The 24,314-nt window shown below is 61.9% G+C and carries 15 protein-coding genes; 8 read left to right on the top strand and 7 right to left on the bottom strand.

The features are described from left to right. Positions 1 to 852 precede the first annotated feature (852 nt). A complete protein-coding gene (locus tag K1X74_17395) occupies positions 853 to 5,955 on the top strand; it encodes an AAA family ATPase (GenBank protein MBX7168114.1) in 5,103 nt (1,700 codons plus the stop codon). A 25-nt stretch (positions 5,956 to 5,980) separates the two neighbouring features. Here K1X74_17395 and K1X74_17400 read toward each other — a convergent pair whose 3' ends face one another. The 4 genes from K1X74_17400 to K1X74_17415 all read right to left on the bottom strand — a co-directional run bounded on the left by K1X74_17400 (position 5,981) and on the right by K1X74_17415 (position 10,580). Next, on the bottom strand, positions 5,981 to 6,484 hold the full coding sequence (locus tag K1X74_17400) for a hypothetical protein (protein ID MBX7168115.1): 504 nt from the start codon (positions 6,482 to 6,484) through the stop codon (positions 5,981 to 5,983). Between the two features lie 198 nt (positions 6,485 to 6,682). After that, entirely contained in the window at positions 6,683 to 8,026 is a 1,344-nt protein-coding gene (locus K1X74_17405) for an AAA family ATPase (protein MBX7168116.1), read from the bottom strand. After that, complete coding sequence (locus K1X74_17410) at positions 8,023 to 9,396, bottom strand: hypothetical protein (protein MBX7168117.1); 1,374 nt, start codon at positions 9,394 to 9,396, stop codon at positions 8,023 to 8,025. The genes K1X74_17405 and K1X74_17410 overlap by 4 nt, the downstream gene beginning before the upstream one ends. A 218-nt stretch (positions 9,397 to 9,614) precedes the next feature. Beyond that, positions 9,615 to 10,580, bottom strand: a complete 966-nt coding sequence (locus K1X74_17415) for a hypothetical protein (protein MBX7168118.1) — start codon at positions 10,578 to 10,580, stop codon at positions 9,615 to 9,617. A 552-nt stretch (positions 10,581 to 11,132) separates the two neighbouring features. Here K1X74_17415 and K1X74_17420 point away from each other — a divergent pair. Genes K1X74_17420 through K1X74_17450 form a run of 7 tightly spaced genes read left to right on the top strand, consistent with a single transcriptional unit; the run spans position 11,133 to position 22,970 of the window. Next, positions 11,133 to 12,056, top strand: a complete 924-nt coding sequence (locus K1X74_17420) for a metallophosphoesterase (protein MBX7168119.1) — start codon at positions 11,133 to 11,135, stop codon at positions 12,054 to 12,056. A 53-nt stretch (positions 12,057 to 12,109) separates the two neighbouring features. Further along, positions 12,110 to 14,620, top strand: coding sequence for a type I restriction-modification system subunit M (locus K1X74_17425; protein ID MBX7168120.1), 2,511 nt, complete (start codon positions 12,110 to 12,112; stop codon positions 14,618 to 14,620). Continuing rightward, on the top strand, positions 14,611 to 15,882 hold the full coding sequence (locus tag K1X74_17430) for a restriction endonuclease subunit S (GenBank protein MBX7168121.1): 1,272 nt from the start codon (positions 14,611 to 14,613) through the stop codon (positions 15,880 to 15,882). Before K1X74_17425 ends, K1X74_17430 begins: the two co-directional genes overlap by 10 nt. Continuing rightward, positions 15,879 to 17,831, top strand: a complete 1,953-nt coding sequence (locus K1X74_17435; GenBank protein MBX7168122.1) for a DUF262 domain-containing protein — start codon at positions 15,879 to 15,881, stop codon at positions 17,829 to 17,831. Before K1X74_17430 ends, K1X74_17435 begins: the two co-directional genes overlap by 4 nt. After that, a complete protein-coding gene (locus K1X74_17440) occupies positions 17,828 to 19,201 on the top strand; it encodes a putative DNA binding domain-containing protein (protein MBX7168123.1) in 1,374 nt (457 codons plus the stop codon). Before K1X74_17435 ends, K1X74_17440 begins: the two co-directional genes overlap by 4 nt. Beyond that, entirely contained in the window at positions 19,198 to 22,254 is a 3,057-nt protein-coding gene (locus K1X74_17445) for an HsdR family type I site-specific deoxyribonuclease (protein ID MBX7168124.1), read from the top strand. The genes K1X74_17440 and K1X74_17445 overlap by 4 nt, the downstream gene beginning before the upstream one ends. Next, positions 22,254 to 22,970: a M48 family metallopeptidase gene (locus K1X74_17450; GenBank protein ID MBX7168125.1), complete on the top strand. Its 717-nt coding sequence runs from the start codon at positions 22,254 to 22,256 to the stop codon at positions 22,968 to 22,970. The genes K1X74_17445 and K1X74_17450 overlap by 1 nt, the downstream gene beginning before the upstream one ends. 156 nt (positions 22,971 to 23,126) lie before the next feature. Here K1X74_17450 and K1X74_17455 read toward each other — a convergent pair whose 3' ends face one another. The 3 genes from K1X74_17455 to K1X74_17465 all read right to left on the bottom strand — a co-directional run bounded on the left by K1X74_17455 (position 23,127) and on the right by K1X74_17465 (position 24,130). Continuing rightward, on the bottom strand, positions 23,127 to 23,288 hold the full coding sequence (locus tag K1X74_17455; GenBank protein ID MBX7168126.1) for a hypothetical protein: 162 nt from the start codon (positions 23,286 to 23,288) through the stop codon (positions 23,127 to 23,129). Positions 23,289 to 23,397: 109 nt separating this feature from the next. After that, a complete protein-coding gene (locus K1X74_17460) occupies positions 23,398 to 23,895 on the bottom strand; it encodes a hypothetical protein (protein ID MBX7168127.1) in 498 nt (165 codons plus the stop codon). A gap of 58 nt (positions 23,896 to 23,953) precedes the next feature. Beyond that, positions 23,954 to 24,130: a hypothetical protein gene (locus K1X74_17465; GenBank protein MBX7168128.1), complete on the bottom strand. Its 177-nt coding sequence runs from the start codon at positions 24,128 to 24,130 to the stop codon at positions 23,954 to 23,956. Positions 24,131 to 24,314 lie beyond the last annotated feature (184 nt).

The raw sequence follows: 24,314 nt of genomic DNA on the forward strand, positions 1-24,314 counted from the left end.
GCGGTGTGGCCCGGCGATTTCAAACTGAATATCGTGATTAACTTTGATCCGAGCATTCAACGAACGCAAGCAATCCGGGCGATCGATTCCGCGGGGCTTGTTCTCCAGGCGGCCAGTGCGAATGGGTCGGCCCACAACATGATCCCGCTTTCTCGGCCGGCACCATCGCTCCAGAACAGCAAAACGCGGAAGGCCTCGAAACGTTTGTCCACCTAGGCCACGCGTATGACACCTTTGGTCACGGGGTAAGACGCTGCCAAAGCGGCGCTCCCTGATCCGCCCAATTACGCGACACCACCGTAGCGCAAGATGGCATTCCGGCACCCGTCGCGACGATCACTGAAGGCCGCTTTGCCGTCAACGCAGCGATCCTGTCCGCATGATGTGGCAACAGCGACGGCCTGGTGTCACTGCTCGATAGATTGCTCGGCCGGTAGCCTCGTCAAGATCGTACTGAGATGGTCCGCGAGCCCATCAACCTGGTGGCGTTTTCAGCGGAAATTTGTCACTGATCCGTCCAATTCCTCGTTGTATACCGGCCGTGTATCCGGCTCCACCAAATACGAGCTGCCGGGCGAAAACGCGTCCTCGGTAGTATGTTTCGCGCATCGAAGGCATCGATTTTGGCATCCCTGACTGGTTGGCGATTGGACAGCTTGAGTCCCGGTTTACAATCAGCCACTATTGGGAAGTCGAAAGGACGCCGTTGCGGCCTTTGTCTGCCTCTCAGATTTCCAAGTGTGCCGTGGGGCGCTGCGGATCGTGAGATTTCGATGAATTTGAAGATGGACGCTCATGACGTCGCCGGTTGCCAGTCCTGCCAATGATCGTGCCGCTCGCTTGTTCGCCTATTTGGCCGATCTGGTTGCGATGCGGACCAAAGTTGTCCGCGACATCAGCCCGTCGACCGGCCTTTTCTGGATCCACCGGCTACCCGCTGATCCTCACTGCTTCGCGCAGGCCCAAACACCGGACGACGAAGAGGAGGCCTGGCTGCGGATAGATAAGCCGCGACCACCTGCGCGACCCCGCTGTCCCGAAATCTGCCAACCGTGGCTTGAGCTCTCATCCTTAGAGCAAGTGAACCAGGTCCCGCAACTTCGGGAAGAGATTGCCGATCCCGGCTGGCAGCCGCCGATCGATTCGGGCGACAGCGAGGAAGCGCTCCCAACACCTCACCTTCGCTTAGTCGATCACCCCGAGGTGCTCACCGCTTGGCAGCGTTTCCTCGAAGACCAGTGGTTGCCCTGGCAGACCAAGCAGCGCCATTGGCTGCTCGTGCAAGACGCCTACAGCCGACTGTTCAAAATCTATCAGGAGCAGTTGCGGCGTGGTGAGCAATACGAGTTGCGGTTCGGCTTTGGGTTGCTGGCCTGGGTCACCCCGCGCAACCAGCGGATCTATCATCCTTTGATCACGGCGAGTGTGGCCATTGAACTGGAGGCCACCTCCGGTTGCCTCCGAGTGTCACCTTCCGTCGACGGTGTCAACCTGTCGCTCGAGCAGGACATGCTGGAAGTCGACGAACGACCCGCTATCGAACTTCAACACCGTACTCGTGAGCAAATCCAACAACTCGGCTCGCCCTGGGAACGAGCAGACTTGCGATCGCTGCTGACTGCGTACGTGCATGGCCTGCATTCGGACGCGCAATATGAAGATGCCCTCGAGCCCCCCACGCGCGTAACGGAAGTTCCCCAGGTGTGCTTTGCACCTGTGCTCATCCTCCGCCCGCGGATGGGACGATCCCTGCGGGCTGCCCTACAGAGAATCAGTGAGCAAATCCACACCGGAGGCCGGCTGCCAGCCGGCATCGCCGAGCTGGTTACCAGCGACGATGCCCCCAAGGACCTGTCGCAGCGGAGCACCGCCGCGGATTCCACCATCCCCGCGGACCACTCCGAGTCGGATGGCATTCTATTTCCATTGCCCTACAACCGGGAACAAGAACAGATCATCGAGCGATTGGGCGGCCGTACGGGGGTTTTGGTGCAAGGGCCGCCCGGCACCGGAAAGAGCCACACGATTACGAATTTGGTCTGCCATTTTCTCGCCCAGGGCCGGCGAGTCTTGGTTACCAGCCAGACGCCCCGCGCGCTGAAGGTGCTCCGGGATAAGTTCCCGACCGAGATCAAACCACTCGCCGTCAGCCTCCTGGGTGAAAACCAAGAAGCCATGGCGAGCCTGGAAGCCTCCGTGCAGGGAATCCTGCGTTACACAGCGAACACCTCACTGGAGCAACTCGACCAAGCGATCGACGTGCATCGTAAGCAACGTTGTGAAATGCGGGCGGAACTGGCGCGGCTACACACACTCGACGCGGAACAGCGCCGTACGGAATTAGCCACGATCACCATTCCCTCGACCCCTTATCGTGGTAAAGCACAAGCGCTCGCCCAGCAGTTGGCCATGGAGGCTGACCGGTACGACTGGTTTCCATCAGCCCCGCTCCAACCGATTTGCCCGCTCACGGCCGCGCAGCTCGAAGAGCTTTTCAGCTTCTGGTCCGAAGCTTCGCAAGACCGACAGCTGCTGACCCTGCAACTCCCCGGCGCGAATGTGCTGCCCTCCGTCGCGGAACTCGATCAGGCTGTGGATCGCCTCAAAATGGTGCGTCTCAAGGCTCGCGTCACGGCGACGGGAAACTCCGAGCTCCATGAGCACTTGGTGCAGTTGCCGCTCGCGGAGTTATCTGCTCTGCAGAACGTCGCTACTCAGCTGCAGGCCGCCTGGTTGGAATTGTCCGAGGCGCTCGAGCCTTGGCACCGTCAAGCGCTGGCGGATTTGCGCGGCGGGAACCGACTCGATTGGCAGGAGCTATCGCAGAATACGGCCGAAACGCTTGAGCGCCACACGCCTTCGGTGCGCAGCTTGCCCGCGGTGGACGAACTTCCCCCTGGGGTCACTCCCCATCAAGCCCTCGCGGACGCCGAAGACCTGCTCGCTCATTTGGCACAACGCCGTAGCCTGGGCATCTGGATCTTGCGCCCCAAGGTAGTGCGACGCACTGCCTACCTCTGGTCTCAGTTCCGCATCAATGGACGCTTGGCCGACACGCCGGCCGCCCTCGAAGCGACTCGCGACTACTTCCGCCTGCTGATCGAGATCGAGGCCACTTGGTCTCACTGGTCGGTGCATCAAGCGCCGCCGAATGGCTCCCTCGCCCGCCAGGTGACGGCCTTACGCCAGGCGCATCAACAGCTGCAAACCATCCACAAAATCGTCGACGTGACCACGCAGCTGGCGGACCGCTTGCGGGCGCTGTCACTGGCTCCTCCACCACTGCAGGGTCGACCGCAAACCGACCTGTTTCTGCAAGCGATCGAGCGGGCGAGGCACGCCCAAGAAGAACGACAAGTTCGCGACAGGTTCAGCGAACTGGTCAGCCGCGTGCAACAGGCAATCCGCGAAGCGTCGTTGGTCAAATTTCGAGACCGTTTGGCAACCGATGTTCGCCAAGGGGATACCGCGGCATATGGCCGGCATCTCCAAAAATTGGCCGCTTTGCATGAGCGTAAGCAACGGGCCGAGACCGTCGCCGGGTTCGAAGAGCTGCTGCAGCGCGCCGGAGCCAAGCCGCTTGTTGCGGCGATCCATGATCCGCAGGCGCGAGCCGCTCTGCGCGACCGCCTCGACCACTTGGGGAAGGCGTGGCAATGGCGGTTTGCCAGGAACTGGTTGGATCAACACGTTTCGCAGCTCGCACAAGCCGGCACCGCGGCGGCCCGGCAAGCGGCCGAGGCGCAACTGGCCCAAGCGACCGAGAATCTAGTCGCCGCCAAAACCTGGCGCGGAACCCAAGTGCGGCTGCAGGCCAATCGCAGCCTGGGGCGGGCACTGGTGGCCTGGGAAAAGCTCGTCAAAAAGCTCGGCCGGACCGGCAAGTACGCCGAATCGAATCGCCGCGCTGCGCGCGAGCAGATGCAGCAATGCCGCTCGGCCATTCCCGCCTGGATCATGCCCTTACACCGGGTGGTCGAGCAGATCGAGATGGAACCGGAAATCTACGATGTCGTGATCGTCGATGAGGCCAGCCAGACGGGACCCGAGGGTTTGTTGCTGCAGTATTTGGCCAAGCAGTGCATCATCGTCGGCGATGACAAGCAGATCTCGCCGGAGGGCGGATTCATCGATCAGTCTCAGGTGCAACTGCTGATCCAGCAGCACCTCGCCGATGATCCGCTCGCCGCAACCTTGAAGCCGCAGTTCAGCTTGTTCGAGCAGGCGGCCATTCGTTACGGCACCCGAACAACCCTCCGCGAGCACTTTCGCTGCGTGCCCGAGATTATTCGCTTTTCGAACGACTTGTGTTACCAGGACACGCCGCTGGTTCCATTGCGCCAGTACGCGCCCACGCGACTCGACCCACTGGTCGTCTGCCGCGTCATCGATGGCTATCGGGAGGGTCGCGATTCCAAGGTGATCAATCGCCCGGAAGCCGCAGCGATTGTTCACCAAGTCCAAGCCTGCCTGCAACAGCCGGAATACAGCGGTAAAAGTTTCGGCGTGGTGTGCCTGCAGGGTCAAGAACAGGCCCGCTTGATTGAGCACCTGCTGCTGGAAGCGGTCGGTCCTGAGCCCTTCAAAGACCCGCGGCGGCAGCTGCTGTGCGGTGACCCGTACAGCTTCCAGGGCGACGAGCGGGATGTAGTCTTCTTGAGCTTGGTTGCTGCCTTGGAAGGCGATCGACGTTTCGCCGCCATGACGCGGGAAACCTATCGTCAGAGGTTCAACGTGGCGGTGTCACGTGCTCGCGATCAAGTCTGGCTGTTCCACAGCGTCGACATCGACGACCTGAACCCCAACTGCATGCGGCGTAAGCTGCTGGAATATTTTTACAATCCGAGTATGGTTGCGTTGACAACCGACTTGAGCCGGTGCGAAAGTCAATTCGAGCGCGACGTCGCCGAGGCCCTGGTGGCACGCGGCTATCGGGTCCTGCCCCAATTCGAGGTTGCCGGCCGCCGGATCGATCTCGTGGTCGAAGATAACCACGGGCGAATCGCGATCGAATGCAATGGGGATGTGTGGCATGGCCCTGAGCGATGGGACCATGACATGCAGCGTCAGCGAATCCTGGAACGCTGCGGCTGGCGGTTCTTGCGGATCCGCGGCAGTCAGTTCTACGCCCGTCCGACTCCGGCCCTCGACGAGCTCTGTGCTTCCCTGACCCACCAGGGCATCCAACCGTTGCGCGCGGGTGCAGCCGCTCCGAACCAGGCACAGACAGTCCTTCGCAAAGTTTCCGGCATCGAATGCCTTGAGGCCCTCGGCAAACAGGTCGCCGAAAAACCGGAGAACACCATCGCCCTGGAGCCGCCCCCTGGGACGGAAGAAGACGATCGCGAGGAACCGGAGTTCGAGCTCACGCCAAACGGCCTGGTCCACGAGCTGGAGTCCGACGGGAAAGAGCTCCTCGAGGAAGCCGATGACGAGGAAGAATCGTCGGACACCTCACCGCCGACGGAGGCGGAACTAGAACTCGTCGCTCAATGCCTGGCCGATGCCGGCGAGCCCCTCAAGCGGGCCCAAATCCTGTTTCGCACCAGTCTTCCCGAGTCGCGTTGGACCGTGGTGCGGAGCGAACTGCTCGCACGTGAGCGGATCATGCAATGGGGCGAAAGAAAGGGCGCGCGGTACGCCCTGGCCGGCCAAAGCGAGCATGCTTCGCAGCCGGCCGAGCTAGGGCCCGAAGATAAGGCCCTGATCTACGAAGTGGTGAAATTCCCGGCAGCCTATTGGGGAGCGCTATCGCACTGGGCCAAAGTCAACGGCCATCTCGAAGCCTGGCAGCGAAGCTTGGCTTACTCGCTGGGACAGTTGCGCCGCAACGGGCGACTCCCCAGCCTCAAGCAGGCTCGGCAAGGCCTGAAAATCGTCGATTTGGCAACCCGGCATGGCTTTCGCGTGAACGCTGATCAACTGCCAACTGACCGATCCAAGTTGCATGACTAACAGTCATCCCAACGACTGAGGGCTGCTAATCAACTTTAGAGACGGCAGCCCTGTCACAGTGGGTGATGTTGCACATCTCACCGTCGATTATGACCACTTGGTCTCTGACCGACCAGCCGTCCACGATCCATGCGGCGTCATCATCCACTTCCCATTCGCTGCCGTCATCCAAAACGACCAAGTGTGCGCTGAATTTTATTTCTTCAATGGTGCCTGTCTCATGCTTTCCAAGATTATAGAGCCTGTAAGCCCAATGGTCTAAGGCGCGAAGCTGCTGGTCCGTAAACTGGGTGATTCGCAAACAATCAGCATGTTCGTCACACAATGACTGCCGGATAGACACTGGAATCCGCGGGTCTGTTTTCCAGTGAATCGCAGGTGGCGCCTCGTCTGCCAACAACTCAATCGCGGGCTCGATTTGCATCTCTTCGCCGCATTTGGGGCATTTGCCCCGACGCCCGATGTGCTTCCTATCAATTTGAAGCTTTGTACGGCAATGAGCACAGTTGAAGGAGAGAAGATCGTCCACGGTGAACTCCTGCAGCAAGACGAACGACTTGGATTATCGCGGCGTTGAACTAACTCCCCGACATGATCATTATCGATCCTCAAGCCACCATGCTGGGTCGGAGAGCCAGCCTTTTTTTCTGAACAGAATAGTTCGAAAACGCCATGATGGGTGCGAATCGCGGTAGCAGCCCTATCGGCATCCCTTGGTGAAGTAGACTTACGCACAACTCACAATGCGTCCGCCACCCGCAAGCGTCTGCCAGAACTGAAGATGCTGCCAATGGCCCCGTCCCGTTACATCGGGCCGGCCTGGGGCTTGCTCGGCGCGAGGCATATACCGATCGAGCGTCTGCGGAACGTGATCGCGGGTGACGATCAGCAACGCCGACCGATGCCGCGAAGCCATCACGCACAGCCGCCCCGTCTCCAGATCAAACTCCGAGGGTCGGCTGATACCGGACAAGGGGTGGACGACGATCATCAGCTTTCGCTCGAGCCCCTGCCACCGTTCCGGCGTATCGACGCGAATGCCGCCTGGGGACTCTTGAAGCGCGTCGGGCAAGGCGCGGAGCATGGCGCTGTTGAGAACGCGGTGGGTGGCACTGATGCCGATATCTTGAGGTTGGAGCGGAACCGGTCTTGCGTCATCGGTGTCAGCAACCTGCGCCTGCCGCACGAGGGCCCGCTGCGCAAGCGCGGCCGCCAAATCGGCAATTTGGTTGTCTTGCTCGAGTGGCGGCCCTTGAGGTGCGGTCTTCAAGGTGGCGATCGCCGCGGTGGCCTCATCCAGCATGCCTAGAAGGCGATCGAGCGGATCGCCGCTCCCAGGACCCGCCACGCGAAGATAGCGTTCACCGGGCGCGGCCCACGCCCCAAACTCAAAATCATAAAACGGTCGGACAAGCTCCACCGAATCGGCGGGTAACCGTCGGCAAGCGGGCAATTCGAGTGCGAGCTTTTCGACTGATGGGTCGGCAAGCAACAGTTCCGGCGCCGGCAAATGCGGCGCCCGGGGCGACGTCTCCCAGCGGTGCACCTTAATGGCCACCACCGGCGGGATCTGGCCTGGATCACCGATCAAAACGAACTGCGGCGCGACCTGCTGCAGGAGCATGAAATCGGCCCAACACATTTGCCAGGCTTCGTCCACGCAGAGCAGATCGAAGGCGGCGGTCAATGGGGTGAGCGACCACTTCGCCGTGGTGCCGATAACAACGCCGGCCGTTTCAGGCAGAGCCCGCGCGGTAGTGATCCAGGACACGGTTCGGGGCCACCCCTCGGGAGGTGCACTATCGGCAGCCGCAAACCGCCAAACCGGCGTGCCGCGATAATCGCGGCTGAGCCGATGACAGATGTCATCGGCCTGGGCATTGGTTTGCGTGGCGACGGCCACCCGTCGTCCCTGGGCGACGGCCACCGCGACCGCCTGCATCAGGGTGTAGGTCTTGCCCGACCCAGGCGGGGCCTTGATCAAGCACAGGCCACGCCCTCGGCGCACGAACTCGCTGAGCTGTGCAGCCACCTGTTGACTAACGGCCTCAATTTGTACCCGGGAGGTCACGGGGTAGCCTCCCGCGTGCGTCGCAGGGCCTGATCGACGACGAGGGCGTCATCGGGCTCTGGAGCTTCGTCCTCCTCTCCCGGGTGCGGAAAACGTGTGCCCGGGACGGCGTGGGTTAACCAGGCGCCCGGGCCCTGCTGTTGCCAAACCCGACGTGATTTGGTGCGCGAGATCTCGTCGGCTGCCCGGGTCACAAAGGCAACCGACCGCCCGACGAGCGACCGTGCGTCCGTTGGTGCAAAGGCATGGAGCCCAGGCCCAGGTTGGCGATCGGTTTTGCGGCCTTTGAGTTCGACATCGATCAACAAGGTTCCGTCTCCTGCGGGACGGATGCCGGTAATCACCCCGTGGCGCTCTGGAAATCCGACCACGGAAACGCGGCTCTCGATCCTGAGGCGCAATTGTCGGTTGGCAGCATCTTGGATGGTCCAGACAGGGCGCGTGCTGCGGCCATCGCTAGCCTCATGGGCGGCCCGGATGTTACCTTGAAAAGCATCCCCCGCGGCGATTGCTTCCGCTAACAACTCGGCATCATCGTGCACCAGCAGCCCCTCGACCAGTTCGGCCGCCGCTTGGTGCACCAAGTACCGCGACGCCGCCGCGGCCGGATGTCGATCGGTCTCCGCCGCGGGAAAGAACGCAGGTCCATCGAGCTCGTCATCGCGATTCAATTCGAGTCGCGTGTATTGGAGCCATTGCTCTTGAACCGTGGCCCGCACAAGGGTCGCCACACCTTGGTTCACGGCTCGCGGGTCGGATCGCAAGCGGACGAGGCTGTTGACCAGAAGATCGTGACGCCGCTGTAATTCCTCGCGAATCACCGTATCGATTCGTGACGACCACCGTTGCATATCTGCCGCTTCACCCACTCGGGCGGCAGCACCCCAGCGGGCCACCCAATCGTCGAGACCTGCGCGTTCGAACTGGGGATCCAGGGTGGTGGAGGTCGATTGACGCTCTGCTTGAGAGGCATTTGTCAATCGTGCCGCGTAATCGCCGTCGGTCTCCAGCCAAGCGAGCAGATAGCCAAGGTGCTGTTGCCGAATCGTCTCAGCAGGAAAGGTGTACGCTTCGCGCAACGCCTGTGCCGCCACGATGACCGCCATCTGCCCCGGCCGTTGCGATTCGCGAAACAGCCAACCGCACGCTCGGCCTAGCGCATTCAGCACTGGCCGCTGTGCGCCTCCATGCTGAGTCCGCGCGAAGGCGTATTCGAGTTGATGCAACATGTCGAGGTGGGTGTCGTTCGCCAGCCATACTTGACGCAGCGGCCGCAAATCCTCCGCCGAATCGGGTTTCGACGGCTGGTAGTCGGGATGGCGCAGGTGACGCAGCAGCGCGGGCGCAAACTGCGCCATCATCTGCGCCACGAGATCGCGGTTCCGCGCCTCGGGCACCGTCAGGACAGTTGGCGGTTCGTGAGGCGAACCATACGCCACGCCCCAAGGGCGAGATTCGCCCCCCATCCGGACAAAGCTGATCAGCAGGCAATCCACGGGGTCTGCAAGCCAGACGCGAAGCTTTTCACCACACGGCAGCGGCTGTCCGGCCTGATAGGCACGGAGTCGGCGCAGGAGTTGTCGCGGCATCATAGGCCGAGCTCCTCGTCACGAATCCGCCGGACAACATCCCGCTCGACGTCGTTGCTGGGTTCCGCGCCGTCGAGCAATGCAATCGCACGCTCGAGGGCAAGGCCACCTAAGAAACGCTGCATCTCCTGTCCCAAGATGCGCGGGTCGCCGCACTGGCAGGCCCGGTCGAAGCAGCGCGGGGCCAGATCGCAGAACGCGAGACACTCCTCGCCATACTCGGTGTCGGCCTGCAGGATCGCGTCGATCAATGCCGCAGGTGGCCGCTGATCAGGGGCCGCCCAAAGCTCGGGGTCCAGTTGCTGCGCGGCTTGTTCGAGCAGGACAAAGCCCCGCTTGGCCCGCTCCGCCTGATAGGCAAAATCCTCACGGGCCCGGATCGCTGGCTGATTCGTCCCGGGGCGGGTCAAGACGAGAAACCCCGTCAGCGCGATCTCCAGCGGGGCCAAATCCAGTTCCATTGCGACTAATTGCAGCCCGTGAACGTAGATGCCCGCCTGGGCGCGAGCCAAGGCCAACTGGTGCGGATCGGTGTGACCGCCGCGGTCGGGATAGGTCTTAATCTCGCCGACGATCACCTCCGGCTGCTCGCCGTCAGTGCGGATCGCGAGCACATCAATAATCAGAATGGCCTCGGGTAGGAGAATCCCCCGAGGAACGCGGATCGTAGCCCCGGCGACCAGAGCTGGGACGTCGGCAGCCTGGGGTCGAGTCGCCACGTCGCGCAAGAGCTGCAGCGTGAGCGCTTGTGCTTCGCCCAGTGACCGAACGGAGGTGCCACCGTTTTGGCGCGTTCGCAAATCGAGAAAGCCCCGGGACCCCGATGGTAACACCTGGGATTCGATGAGCGCCTTACGGAGCCTCTCTCCGTCCTCGCGGAACAGTCCTGCCTCAAACTGCGTGCCACGGGCAATGGCGAAAGGGGACTGGCCGAACGTCGCGGGCAGCCCAGCCTGCTTGGCCACGTCCACCATCCGCACATTGCGGACTGCTGAGATCGTGTTGGCTTGGCAGGCCGGATTGTGAGCCCATTGCTCGAGTCGTAGACGCGTGTTGCCCCGAGCTGCCTCGACGGCAGGAGCCCCTGGCTGCGGTGACATGCACACTGCCCTCGGTGGGAAACCTTTCGATGTAATACTGCGGCAAAGCAGCCGATTATTCCTTACCCGGTGGCCGAGTGAAATAGCGCGCGGGCGTTCCTCACCGAGACGCCACGACAACGGAGAAATCTATCGCCTGCCCAGCGACCCTTGCGGTCTGCGTCACTTCAGGTGGCCGGGCTTAACTTTTTGGGACCCTGGAGTTTAGTCCCAGGCCTGACACGTTGGGTCACACGCGCGGCAATCGAAAACCCGGTCGAGCAAGACCTTGAAAGGGCGGATTCTCTTGGCCACCATGGCGCAGCGTCGCAACCGTGGACAGTCCCTCGGGCCAGCCGCCCGCATGGGCCACAGCAGGGTTCCGGAACTGCCAATCCCGACTCGCAAACTACAAATTGCGGATCACCCCTACGCGCCATGTACGACCTGATCGGCGACATCCACGGCCATGCCGATGAGCTGGAGGCGTTGCTCCAGCAACTTGGCTACCGTCCCCAGGACGGCGTCTACGCCCATCCCGAGCGCCGTGTCATCTTCCTGGGCGACTTTATCGACCGCGGGCCGCAGATCGCCCGCGTCCTCGAGCTCGCCCAAGCCATGGTCGCCGCCGGCACGGCGCTGGCGGTGTTGGGTAACCACGAGCTCAATGCCTTGGCATTCCACACGGCGAACCGCCACGAGCCCGGCGCCTGCCTGCGGCCGCACACCGAGAAGAACATCCACCAGCACTGCCAAACGCTCACTCAACTCGACCACGCCCAACGGACCGCGGCCCTCGATTGGTTCCGCACTTTACCGCTCTGGCTAGAACTCGACGGCCTGCGGGTCATCCACGCCTGCTGGGACGATTCCGCCCAGCAGCAGGTCGCGTCGGCGCTCGCTGACGGCCCGCTCACCGACGAGTTTTTGCACGCCGCCTGCAGCCCCCTCGGCGAGCTCTATGAGCCGGTCGAAACATTGCTCAAAGGCCGCGAACTCGAGCTGCCTGACGGACTGCAGTTCCTCGACAAAGATGGTCACCCGCGCAGCAGCATTCGCGCCCGCTGGTATCTGCCCCCGGTCGGTCAGACCTACCGCAGCTACGCGCTGCAGGCCGATCCCGTCGCTTGCGAGCTGCCGCTTGCCGTGAACGCACGGCAAGCCAACGGCTATCCCACCGATGCCCCGCCGGTCTTCTTCGGCCACTACTGGCTCAGCGCCCCCCGACCGACCGTGTTGGCAAACAACGTCGCCTGTATCGATTACAGCGTCGCCAAGGGCGGCCTGCTGTGTGCCTACCGCTGGCAGGGCGAGCAGCAACTGCGCGATGAGCACTTCGTCTGGGTCCCCGCGGCGACGTAAAGCCCGCACCGTTCCCCGCGCCCGCTTCAGTTCTCGCCCGTTGCCCCGTTATCATGCTGGGTCGTCCGCATCCGGCGGGCCCACCGGGTCCCGCCTTCCGCACGCCTCTCGGGCAGCCCTCATCAAGATTCGCATCGCATGGCGCTCAAAAAACTGAACTCTACTCCTCCCTCTGGCAATCGTGCGACGAGCTGCGCGGCGGCATGGATGCCAGCCAGTACAAGGACTACGTGCTGGTCCTGCTGTTCCTCAAGTACATCAGCGACAAGTACGCCGGCGTGCCCTATGCGCCGATCACGATCCCCAAGGGGGCCAGCTTCAAGGATCTGGTCGCGCTGAAGGGCAAGCCCGACATCGGCGACCAGATCAACAAGCGAATCCTCGCCCCGCTGGCCGCGGCCAACAAGCTGGCCGACTTCCCCGACTTCAACGACGCCACCAAGCTCGGCAGCGGCAAGGAGCTGGTCGATCGGCTCACCAACCTGATCGCCATCTTCGAGAACAAGGCCCTCGATTTTTCCAAGAACCGCGCCGACGGCGACGACATTCTTGGCGATGCCTACGAATACCTGATGCGGCACTTCGCCACCGAAAGTGGCAAGAGCAAGGGCCAGTTCTACACGCCCGCCGAGGTCAGCCGCGTGATGGCCCAGATCGTCGGCATTCGCCAGGCCAAGACCAGCGCCGCCACGACCGTCTACGACCCGACCTGCGGCTCCGGTTCGTTGTTGCTCAAGGTCGGCGACGAGGCCGGCACCGAGGTCACCCTCTACGGCCAGGAAAAAGACACCGCCACCAGCGCCCTGGCCCGCATGAACATGATCCTCCACAACAACCCCACCGCCCTGATCGAGCAGGGCAACACCCTGACCACGCCCAAGTTCAAGGACGGCGACACCCTCAAGACGTTCGACTACGTCGTCGCCAATCCACCGTTTTCCGACAAGCGCTGGAGCACTGGGCTCGATCCGGCGCACGACCCGTTCGACCGGTTCCAAAGCTTCGGCACCCCGCCGGGCAAGCAAGGCGACTACGCCTATCTGCTGCACATCGTCCGCTCGCTCAAGAGCACCGGCTGCGGCGCCTGCATCCTGCCCCACGGCGTGCTGTTTCGCGGCAATGCCGAGGCCGACATCCGCCGCAACCTCGTTCGCAAGGGCTACCTCAAGGGGATCATCGGCCTGCCGGCCAACCTGTTCTACGGCACCGGCATCCCGGCCTGCATCGTCGTCGTCGACAAGCGCCACGCGCAGGCCCGCAAAGGCATCTTTCTGATCGATGCCAGCCGCGGGTTCATGAAGGACGGGCCCAAGAACCGCCTCCGGGCCCAGGACATCCACAAGATCGTCGACACCTTCAACAAGCAGGTCGAGATTCCCAAGTACGCGCGGCTGGTCCCGTTCGACGAGATCGAGCGGAACGAGTTCAACCTCAACCTGCCGCGCTACATCGACAGCCAGGAGCCCGAGGATCTGCAGGACATCGACGGCCATCTCCGCGGCGGCATTCCCGAGCGCGATCTCGACGGCCTGAGCTGCTACTGGCAGGTCTGCCCGGGCCTGCGTCAAACCTTGTTCCGCCCCAACCGCCCGGGCTACGTCGATCTGGCGGTCGAGCGGGGCACGATCAAGACGACGATCTACGAACATCCCGAGTTTGCGGCGTTCATCGCCGGGATGAACGAGCATTTCGCCGTCTGGCGCAAACGGCAGGCCAAGCGGCTGCGGCGGCTGGCGGCGGGTTGTCATCCGAAGCAGATTATCGCCGAGGTGTCCGAAGACCTGCTGGCCCATTATCGCGATCAGCCGCTGATCGATGCCTACGACGTCTATCAGCACCTGATGGACTACTGGGCCACGACGATGCAGGACGATTGCTACCTGATCGCCGCCGACGGCTGGCGGGCCGAGACCTATCGCGTGCTCGTGAGCAAGCCGGGCAAGGACGGCAAGCCCGGAAAGGAAGTCGACAAGGGTTGGAACTGCGACCTGACTCCCAAGCCGCTGATTGTGGCGCGGTACTTTGCCCCGCAGCAGCAGGCGCTCGACGAGCTGGCCGGCCAGCTCGAGGGGCTCGCCGCGCAGCTCGCCGAACTCGAAGAAGAGCAGGGGGGCGAGGAAGGGGCGTTCGCCGAGCTGGACAAGGTCAACAAGCTGAGCGTCGCGGCCCGGCTCAAGGAACTTAAGGCCGACAAGCAGACCGCCCAGCAGAACGCCGAGGAGACCGAGGCACTGGGTCGCTGGCTGGCGCTCAACACCGAAGAGGCGGAGCTCAAGAAGCAGATCAAGGAGGCCGAGGGGGCGCTCGATGCCCAGGCACACGCCAAGTACCCGCTGCTCACCGAGGCCGAGGTGCAGGCTCTCGTTGTCGACGGCAAATGGCTCGCCGCGCTCGATGCGGCCATTCACGGCGAGATGGACCGCATCAGCCAGGCACTCACGCAGCGGGTCAAGGAGTTGGCCGAGCGTTACGCGACGCCGCTGCCGCAGATGGTCGACCGCGTTGCGGAGTTGGAGGCCAAGGTGAACGGCCATCTGGAAAGGATGGGGTTCGCATGGAAGTGATGGCTGAGACTACCCATAACATCATTGATTTGGGGCCAATTCCGGAGGATTGGGGCATTCGTCCGTTGAAGGAAGCGGGTCGTTGGCATAGCGGTGGAACCCCCAGTATGAAGAACCCAGCTTACTGGTCTGGTGACATTCCGTGGGTCAGCCCTAAAGACATGAAGGTGTCACGGCTATTTGATTCGATGGATCATATCAGCGCCAAAGCCGTTGCAGACGGAGCCCGACTCCTGCCAGCGGGAGCCGTGTTAATTGTTATTCGTGGAATGATCCTTGCACATTCCTTGCCCGTTGCTCGCGCGGAACGACCACTTGCTTTCAATCAGGACATGAAGGCTCTGATTGTCGATGCGAGTATAGATAGCAACTACGTTCTCTATTGGCTCATCGGACACGCTCAAAAGCTGCGTGCCCTAACGACCGAGTCAACTCACGGCACGAAGCGTCTCCCGCCGGAGACGTTATATCGAGTGCCATTCCCCTTTCCCCCAACCCTGGCAGAGCAGGAGGCGATTGCGGGGGCGCTTTCGGATGCGGATGCGTGGATTGAGTCGCTGGAGCAACTGATCGCCAAGAAGCGGCAGATCAAACAAGCCGCCATGCAGGAACTCCTCACCGCCAAACGCCGCCTCCCCGGCTTCACAGGTGAGTGGAACGAGCAGGCATTCAGTGAAGTGTGCTGGTATCAGGAAGGTCCGGGTGTGCGGAACAGTCAATTTACGACCGCTGGCATAAAGCTTCTGAACGGAACGAATATTTTGCGTGGGGAGCTTAACCTCGATTCAACTTCTCGTTTTATTTCAGAAAGAGAGGCATACGGTCCATATGCTCACTTTCTTGCCGATGTCGGCGACATAGTCATCGCGTCATCAGGGATCTCAATTGAGCGGTTCCACGAGAAGGTCGCGTATGTTCGCGAAAACGACGTTCCATTTTGCATGAATACTAGCACGATTAGGTTCAAACCCGTTGCCGGCAAATTGTATCCACACTTTCTTTTTCAATACTTGATGAGCGACAACTTTAAGCGAGCTATCGGCGGACAAGCCACGGGATCAGCTCAATTGAACTTCGGTCCTTCCCACATTTCCAAAGTTGCGATTCCACTCCCAGATGAGTCCGAACAGCTGGCCATCGCCAATGTCCTTTCCGAAATGGACGCGGAAATCGCCGCGTTAGAGGTCAAGCTCTCAAAGGGCCGGCAGGTCAAGCAAGGCATGATGCAGGAACTTCTCACGGGCAGGATTCGATTGATATGAAGATCTCGACGATCCTCGACCACATCGACAACGGACACATGGCCTTGCCAGAGTTCCAGCGCGGCTACGTCTGGAACCGGGATCAGGTGCGTGCCCTGTTCGACTCCCTCTACCGCCGTCACCCGGTCGGCGGTCTGCTCGTCTGGGCCACGGAGTCGAAGACCGCCGACCATCGCGGTGACGGTCCACTCGCCCCCGGCGTGGTGAAGCTGCTCCTCGATGGACAGCAGCGCATGACTTCGCTCTATGGCGTCCTGCGCGGCAAGCCTCCGAAATTCTTCGATGGCAACGGACAGGCCTTTACCGGCCTCTACTTTCACCTGGAAGAAGAGACCTTCGCCTTTTATCAACCCCAGAAGATGAGCGCCGACCCCCTCTGGGTCGACGTAACGGAGTTGATGAAAAACGGCAACGCCGGCTTGGGGGCATTCGTCGCCAGACTAGGCGCTAATCCAGACACCGCGCCCAAGGTCGGCGACTACGTGGGTCGATTAAGCCAGCTGCTCGGCATTACGGATGTCGACCTGCATATCGAAGAGGTGACCGGGGCCGACAAAACGCTCGACGTCGTCGTGGACATCTTTAATCGTGTCAACAGCGGCGGCACCAAATTGTCGAAGGGGGACTTGGCGCTAGCCAAGATCTGCGCGGATTGGCCCGAGGCACGGGACTCGATGAAGGCCAAGCTCAAAGAGTGGGCCGCGGCGGGATACAACTTCAATCTTGATTGGCTGCTGCGATCCGTGAACACCGTGTTGACGGGCGAAGCCAAGTTTCAATATCTGCATGACCAGACCGCTGAGCAGATTCGCGATGGCCTGAGGCGGGCCATCAAGCGAATTGACGCCTGCCTCAACATGATCGGAGGTCGACTCGGCCTCGACCATGACCAGGTTTTCTTCGGGCGATTTGGCGTCCCGGTAATGGTGCGATACCTCGATCGACACCCCGGGTCACTGAACGAGACGGAACGCGACAAGCTGCTCTTCTGGTTCGCTCAGGCGGCCATGTGGGGCCGCTTCTCGGGTTCGACCGAGTCTTTTCTTGATCGAGACCTCGCTACGTTGGAAGGACCCGACGGCGGACTCGACCAACTGCTTGAGCAGTTGCGGCTCTGGCATGGGGGACTTCGTGCGGAGGCAGGGCACTTTACGGGTTGGAGCCTGGGAGCGCGATTCTACCCCGTGCTGTACCTGCTCACACGGATGGGGGAAGCGCGCGACTGGGGTACAGGCCTGCCGCTGAAAGCAAGCCTGCTTGGCAAAATGAACCGCTTGGAAGTCCATCACATCTTCCCCAAGGCGCAGCTCTACAAACGCAAGTTCAGGAAATCAGAAGTAAACGCCATCGCCAATTTCTGTTTTCTGACGAAAGATACCAACCTGGACATCAGCGACCGGTTGCCCGAAGACTACTTCCCGGAAGTCGAGCAGGCGCACCCCGGCGCGCTTGCCTCACAGTGGATTCCGGCGGACTCCAAACTGTGGAGGATCGAGAATTTCCCCAGCTTCCTCGAGGCTCGCAAGAGATTGTTGGCTGACGAGGTCAATCGGCGCATGGCGGAATTGTTGCACGGTGACGAGCGTTGGCTGGCCGGACCGGCGGCCCCTCCAACCACACCGACCGCTGTCGCTGGGGGGATTACGAGCGCCGACGAAGAGCTTGAACTGGAAATGGTGAATGCTTGGGTTGAGCAGCAAGGCTTGCCGTCGGGCATTCTCGCCTTCGAGCTAACGGACACTGAAACGGGACGGCAACTAGCGATGCTTGACCTCGCCTGGCCAAGCGGGATGCAGGAGGAATTGAGTCAGCCGGTGTGCCTGCTCTTGAATGAAGGTCACGAGGTATTCGCAGCAGCAAGTCAGGCGGGTTATCGCTGCTTTGCAACGATCGAAGATCTAAAGCGATACGTCCGTGCCGAGGTCGTCGTCGATGAGGCAGCGGCATGAACCGTGTGGGCAAGTCGACTCGTCGCCAGGAGCACCAGCACATCGAGTGGAAGGAGGTGTGGCGCGACGAGTACCTTCGCTGGATTTGCGGGTTCGCCAATGCCGACGGCGGCAAGCTGGTCATCGGCGGCAACAACGACGGCAGCATCATCGGCGTCGCCAACGCCAGCAAGTTGTTGGTCGACATCCCCAACAAGGTCCGCGACATCCTGGGCATCGTCGTCGCCGTCAACCTGAAGCGCAAAGCCGGCCAGGAATACCTCGAGATCGTCGTCGAGCCGCAGCCCTATCCGGTCAGCTACAAGGGGGAATACCACGTCCGTAGCGGCAGCACGAAGCAAGAACTCAAAGGGGCCGCACTCGACCGGTTTCTGCTGGCCCGCCAGGGGCGCGCCTGGGACGGGGTGCCGCTGCCCGGCGTAACGGTCCGTAGCCTGTCGCGAGAAGCCCTGCAGGCATTCCGCGCGCGAGCCCGGCAGAGCCAGCGGATGACGGCGGCCGATCTGAAGGAACCCGCCGCGGGGCTGATCGACAAGCTCCACCTGGTCGAGGGCAAGCATCTGAAGCGGGCGGCCGCGCTGGCGTTTCACCCCGAGCCCGAACGGTTCGTGACCGGGGCCTTCGTCAAGATCGGCTACTTTCGCACCAACGACGACCTGGCCTACCACGACGAAGTGCACGGCGACCTGTTCACGCAGGCGAGCAAGACGATCGACCTGCTGCGGACCAAGTATCTCAAGGCGGCGATCACCTACCGCGGCATCCAGCGGGTCGAAACGTTTCCGGTGCCTGAGCCGGCCCTGCGTGAGGCGGTGCTCAATGCCCTGATTCACAAGGACTATGCCAGCGGGGCACCGGTACAGATCAGCGTCTATGCCGACAAGCTGATGCTGTGGAACCCGGGCCAATTGCCACCCCACTGGACAATCGAAAAGCTCAAGGGCAAGCACGCCTCGCAGCCGTTCAACCCGGCCATCGCGAACGTGTTCTTCCGAGCCGGCGAGATTGAGGCCTGGGGACGAGGAATCGAGCGGATGTTTGCCGCCTGCCGCGAAGCGGGATTTCCGGAGCCCATCCTGGAGCAGGAGGGGGCGGGGTTCTGGATTGCGTTTCCGTTTGCTGCCGAGTGGGTCGAGCAGATGGGCGTGGGCGAAATTAGGGAGAAAACTTCGGTAAAAACTTCGGTAAAAACTTCGGTAAAAATCCTGGAACTGCTTGCGCAGCATCCGCAGATGACGCTGGCCGAAGTGGCACACGAGGTCGGCAAATCGGTACGGGCAATCGAACTGGCCGCGGCGAAGCTCGCCCAGGCCGGAAAACTCCGGTTTGTCGGTCCCAAGAAGGGCGGACATTGGGAGGTGCGGCCATGAACCGCGTGGGCAAATCGGAACGGGAAACGCAGGATCGCGTGCTGGCGCTGTTTTGCCAGGAGTTGGGCTATCGCTACCTGGGCAATTGGTGCGAGCGGGCCGGCAACAGCAACGTCGAAGAAGCGCTGCTGACCGACTGGCTGCGCCAGCGCGGCTATTCCCAGGAGCACATCAACAAAGCGACCTATGCCCTGCAAACCGCCGGGCGACACACGGGCCGCACGCTGTATGCCAACAACCAAGAGGTTTACAAACTGCTCCGCTATGGCGTGCCGGCCAAGACCGAGGTGGGGCAGGTGACCGACACGGTCCACCTGATCGACTGGCAACGGCCCGAGCAGAACGACTTTGCGATTGCCGAAGAGGTGACGCTGCAGGGGGACCATGAGCGACGGCCCGACCTGGTCTTGTACATCAATGGCATCGCGATCGCCGTGATCGAACTCAAAAAAGGCTCGAAGTCGCTCGGCGACGGGATCCGGCAATGCGTGTCGTTGCAAGACCCACTGTTCCACCCCTGGTTCTTCAGCACGGTCCAGTTGCTGATCGCCGGCAACGACTCGCAAGGGCTGCAATACGGCACGATCGGCACCCCGGAGAAATACTTCCTGCGCTGGAAGGAAGACGAGCAGGACAACACCCGCTACAAGCTCGACAAGTACCTGCTGAAGCTGTGCAGCAAACCGCGGCTGCTGGAACTGGTGCACGACTTTGTGCTGTTCGACGGCGGTGTGAAAAAGCTGCCGCGGGTGCACCAGTATTTCGGCATTAAGGCGGCCCAGGCATTTGTCGACCGGCGCGAAGGGGGGATCATCTGGCACACCCAGGGCAGCGGCAAGAGCATTGTGATGGTGCTCCTGGCCAAATGGATCCTGGAGCACAACCCCCATGCCCGCGTGGCGATCATCACCGACCGCGACGAGCTCGATAAGCAGATCGAACGGGTGTTTACCGAGGCGGGCGAGGCGATCCGCCGGACGCAGAGCGGGCGCGATCTGATGCGGCAGTTGGGGCAGCCGCGGCCACGGCTGTTGTGCTCGCTGATCCATAAGTTCGGCCCCCAGGACAAGCAGAGCGACGCCGAGTTCGAGCAGTTCATCCGCGACCTCGAGGCGCAGCCGAGCACGGCCGAAGGGGAGCTGTTCGTGTTCGTCGACGAATGTCACCGCAGTCAGAGCGGCCGGCTGCATCGGGTGATGAAGGCCCTGCTGCCCGACGCCGTGTTTATCGGCTTTACGGGCACGCCGCTGTTGAAGGCCGACAAGCAGACCAGCCTTGAGGTGTTTGGCCGCTACATCCACACCTACAAGTTCAGCGAAGGGGTCGAGGACGGCGTGGTGCTCGACCTGGTCTATGAGGCCCGCGACATCGACGCGCGATTGGGGTCGGAGGACAAGATCGACGCCTGGTTCGAAGCCAAGACGCGGGGGCTGAACGCCTGGCAGAAGGATGAGCTGAAAAAGCAATGGGCCACGATGCAGAAGGTGCTCAGCTCGCGTTCGCGGATGGAGCGGGTGGTGGAGGACATTATCTTCGATTTTAGCGTCCGGCCGCGGCTCTCGAGCCAGAAGGGGAATGCGATCCTCGTGGCGTCGAGCATCTACGACGCCTGCAAGTACTACACGCTGTTTCAAAAAACGAGCTTTGGCAAGCGGTGCGCGGTCGTGACCTCGTACAACCCGCAGGCCAAGGACGTCACGCTGGCGATGGTCGGGGCGAACACCGAGACCGAAAAGCAGTTCGTGTTCAACACCTACCAGGAACTGCTCAAGGACGTGGCGGCGAAAGCCAACATGACGAAGACCGAGGCCTATGAGGAATGGGCCAAGGACTTGTTCATCCACGAACCGGCCAACATGAAGCTGCTGATTGTGGTCGATAAGCTGCTGACCGGCTTCGACGCCCCGCCGTGTACGTACCTGTACATCGACAAGTCGATGCAGGACCATGGGTTGTTCCAGGCCATCTGCCGGGTGAATCGGCTCGACGGCGACGACAAGGTGTTCGGCTACATCGTCGACTACAAGGACCTGTTCAAGAAGGTCGAGAAAACGATCGCCGTGTACACCTCCGAGCTCGATCACAGCGCCGGCGGCTGCGATCCCGAGGTGCTGATCCAAGACCGTCTGCAGAAAGGCCGCGAGCGGCTGGACGAGGCCTTGGAACAGCTTGCGCTACTCTGCGAACCGGTCGAGCCGCCCCAGGAGGAACTGCAGCACATCCATTATTTTTGTGGGAACTCGGAGATCGCTGCCGATTTGGAAGCACGCGAGCCCCAGCGTTCGGCCTTGTACCAGGCAACCGCAGGGCTGACCCGAGCCTATGCCAACCTGGCCGATGAGCTGGAAGGGGCCGGATACAGCCCGGCGGACATTAGCCGCATCAAGCAAGACGTCCGCCGATACACCGAGCTTCGCGAAGTCATTCGCCAGGCCAGCGGCGAGAGCCTCGATCTGAAGGCCTATGAGGCCGACATGCGGCACCTGATCGACACCTACATCGAGGCGAGCGAGCCGCGCAAGATCTCGGAATTTGATAACCTCGGGTTGCTGGACGTGATTGTCCGCTCGGGCCTCGGCCAGGCCATCGCCAACAAGCTCGGGGGCATGAAAGGCAATCGGCAAGCGATCGCCGAGACGATCGAGAACAACGTCCGCAAGAAGATCATCAAGGAGCGGCTCAACGACCCGGCGTATTTCGACCGCATGTCGGCCATGCTGGAGGAAATCATCGCGGCCCGCAGGGCCAAGGCGATCGAGTACGAAGAATACCTGCGGCAGATCGAGGAGCTGACCCGGCAGGCGCAGCAGGGGTCCGGCGGATTGCCCAGGGAGCTGGACTCCAAGGGCAAACAGGCGCTCTATCACAACCTGGGAGAAGATTTGGCGCTGGCCCTGCGCGTGGACGCTGCCGTGCGGAGCAAGCTGCCGGACAGCTGGCGAGACGTGCACCCCAAGGAGCAGAAGGTCAAGCAGGCGCTGTACGAGGTGCTCGAAGACGAGGCGGAGGTCGAGCGGATTTTTCTGATCATCAAGGCCCAGACGGAATACTGATGATCCGGCGCTTCCGCTTAGGCACCATCCCGGTCGAGGTGACGCTCAAGGACATCAAGCATGTCCACCTGAGCGTGCACCCACCTGCGGGGCGGGTACGGATCGCTGCCCCGGCGCGGATGCAGCTCGACACGATCCGCATCTTCGCGATCTCGAAACTGGGGTGGATCAAGCAGCAGCAGCGAAAGCTCCGGGATCAGCCCCGCGAGACGCGGCGCGAGTATCTGCCGCGGGAAAGTCATTGGGTGTGGGGCCAACGTTATCTCTTGGCAGTTGAGCATGCTGACCAAGCGCCCACGATCACGCTCCGCCCGCGCCGGATGGTGCTGACGGTGCGACCGGACACCAGTCCGGACCAACGCGCGCGGATTGTCGACGCCTGGTATCGCGCCCAGATCCGCGAGGCGCTCCCTGCGTTGTTGGCGAAATGGGAAAAGCGGCTGGGGGTGTCGGCGACACGGTGGTTTGTCCAGCGGATGAAAACGAAATGGGGGAGCTGTAACCCCGCGACGGGTAGTATCCGGCTGAATACCGAACTGGCCAAAAAGCCACCGGAGTGCCTGGAGTACATCGTGGTCCACGAACTGGTCCACTTGATCGAACCGACGCATAACGAGCGTTTCGTGGCGCTCATGAACCGCCACCTGCCGCGCTGGCAACACCTTCGGCAAGTGCTCAATCGATTGCCGGTGAGGCACGAGGGGTGGCAGTACTGAGCTCGCCCGGCCGCTTGCTTTGAGCTAAAAGCTAAAGAAAAGCGGCCCTGATGTTCCGCAGCACGCCACCGGCGTTCGACCGTTCCGCGAACCAGCGCTGTGGTTCGAGAACGGTCGAACGGGTGACGGCAGGCATTGGTTCAGCTGCCAGCGACCTCACCGCGGCGGGCGGATGTCGCCGGAGAACACGGCGGCCATCACCAGCAGCGCCAGCGCCGTGCCAAAGACGGCGGCCGAACTGGCCATGCCACCCACGAGCGCAGCCAGAATGACCGCGCCAATCAGGTAGGCGATATTGAGCTTTTCACGGGCCGACACGGCAGGCCTCCTGGGGTGCGAGCGAAAACCGCGCTGCCGAGCGGCGCGGGGTGGGAAACGAACCATCTCGTGGCTCCAGGGTCCAAGGGCGTCACCACCGACGGCAGCTTCACGAGCCAGCGGCACCGACTGGTTCGGTCCAGTCCAACGTGCCGGCTTTGAGGTGCTTGATCCGCTGGATTAACCCCGAGGCTTGTTGGCTCGAAAGTTCCGTCAGCGGAACGCCATAGGCGCCCTGGGCCATCGATTCGAGCCGCTGTTCGCCGCAGGCGTCGATCTCGGCGGCCAGTTCGCGCAAATACGCCAGCTGCCGTGGCGTGATTGAAGCCCGGCCCTGGCGACGATTGGCCGAGCTAGCCGACTTAGCGGGCTCGGCGATTGCCTCGCTCGTGCCGCTGGCCTCATGACTGCGGCGCTTGTTGAGTTCCTCCTCCACGGCAGTAGCACAGAGCTGATACGCCTGGGCCAATTGTTGACGCAGGCCGACCGCATCGCCGGCCAACAGGCCCGCGTCGGTCTCGATCTTCAGTCCACAGCTGGCCCCCAGGCTACCGTACTCCGGCAGCCCGATCTTGCGGGCCAGACTGACTTCCAGAATCAGGGGCATCGATTGTCTCCGAATTGTGAAAACGTATTCACTTTGAAGAGGAGTGGGTCAACAAGAACTAGCTACGCTGCCGCTGCGGCAACAGGGCCGGGCGCTGGGCATCGAGTTCGTCCCAGTCGACCGTGAGCGCCTCATAATCTGGCGGCTCGATCAGGCTGAATCCGCGAGACTCGATCGTGCGGAGCGATTCGCCGGTGGCTTGGGCCACGGCACGGTTCAATTCAGCGGGGGTCATGGTTCGATCTCCTGAATCGTGGACTTACTACAAAACGAAAAAAGCCGCCGCGGACGTGCAGGGTCCGCGACGGCGACATGGCAATTCAACAAACGACGCTTCGCTCAACCTACAGCTGATGCGAGCCAGTGCTCGGCCAGCCAGGCGATTTCGGCAGCCAAGGCTGCCGAGCGCTGTGCGAACG

Source organism: Pirellulales bacterium (assembly GCA_019694435.1).
GTDB lineage: Bacteria > Planctomycetota > Planctomycetia > Pirellulales > JAEUIK01 > JAIBBZ01.

Excerpts from the sequence above, each read along its gene's own strand:
- K1X74_17420 (MBX7168119.1), top strand. The coding sequence starts at position 11,133 with ATGTACGACCTGATCGGCGACATCCACGGCCATGCCGATGAGCTGGAG.
- K1X74_17425 (MBX7168120.1), top strand. The coding sequence starts at position 12,110 with ATGCTGGGTCGTCCGCATCCGGCGGGCCCACCGGGTCCCGCCTTCCGC.
- K1X74_17430 (MBX7168121.1), top strand. The coding sequence starts at position 14,611 with ATGGAAGTGATGGCTGAGACTACCCATAACATCATTGATTTGGGGCCA.
- K1X74_17435 (MBX7168122.1), top strand. The coding sequence starts at position 15,879 with ATGAAGATCTCGACGATCCTCGACCACATCGACAACGGACACATGGCC.
- K1X74_17440 (MBX7168123.1), top strand. The coding sequence starts at position 17,828 with ATGAACCGTGTGGGCAAGTCGACTCGTCGCCAGGAGCACCAGCACATC.
- K1X74_17445 (MBX7168124.1), top strand. The coding sequence starts at position 19,198 with ATGAACCGCGTGGGCAAATCGGAACGGGAAACGCAGGATCGCGTGCTG.
- K1X74_17450 (MBX7168125.1), top strand. The coding sequence starts at position 22,254 with ATGATCCGGCGCTTCCGCTTAGGCACCATCCCGGTCGAGGTGACGCTC.
- K1X74_17460 (MBX7168127.1), bottom strand. The coding sequence starts at position 23,895 with ATGCCCCTGATTCTGGAAGTCAGTCTGGCCCGCAAGATCGGGCTGCCG.
- K1X74_17465 (MBX7168128.1), bottom strand. The coding sequence starts at position 24,130 with ATGACCCCCGCTGAATTGAACCGTGCCGTGGCCCAAGCCACCGGCGAA.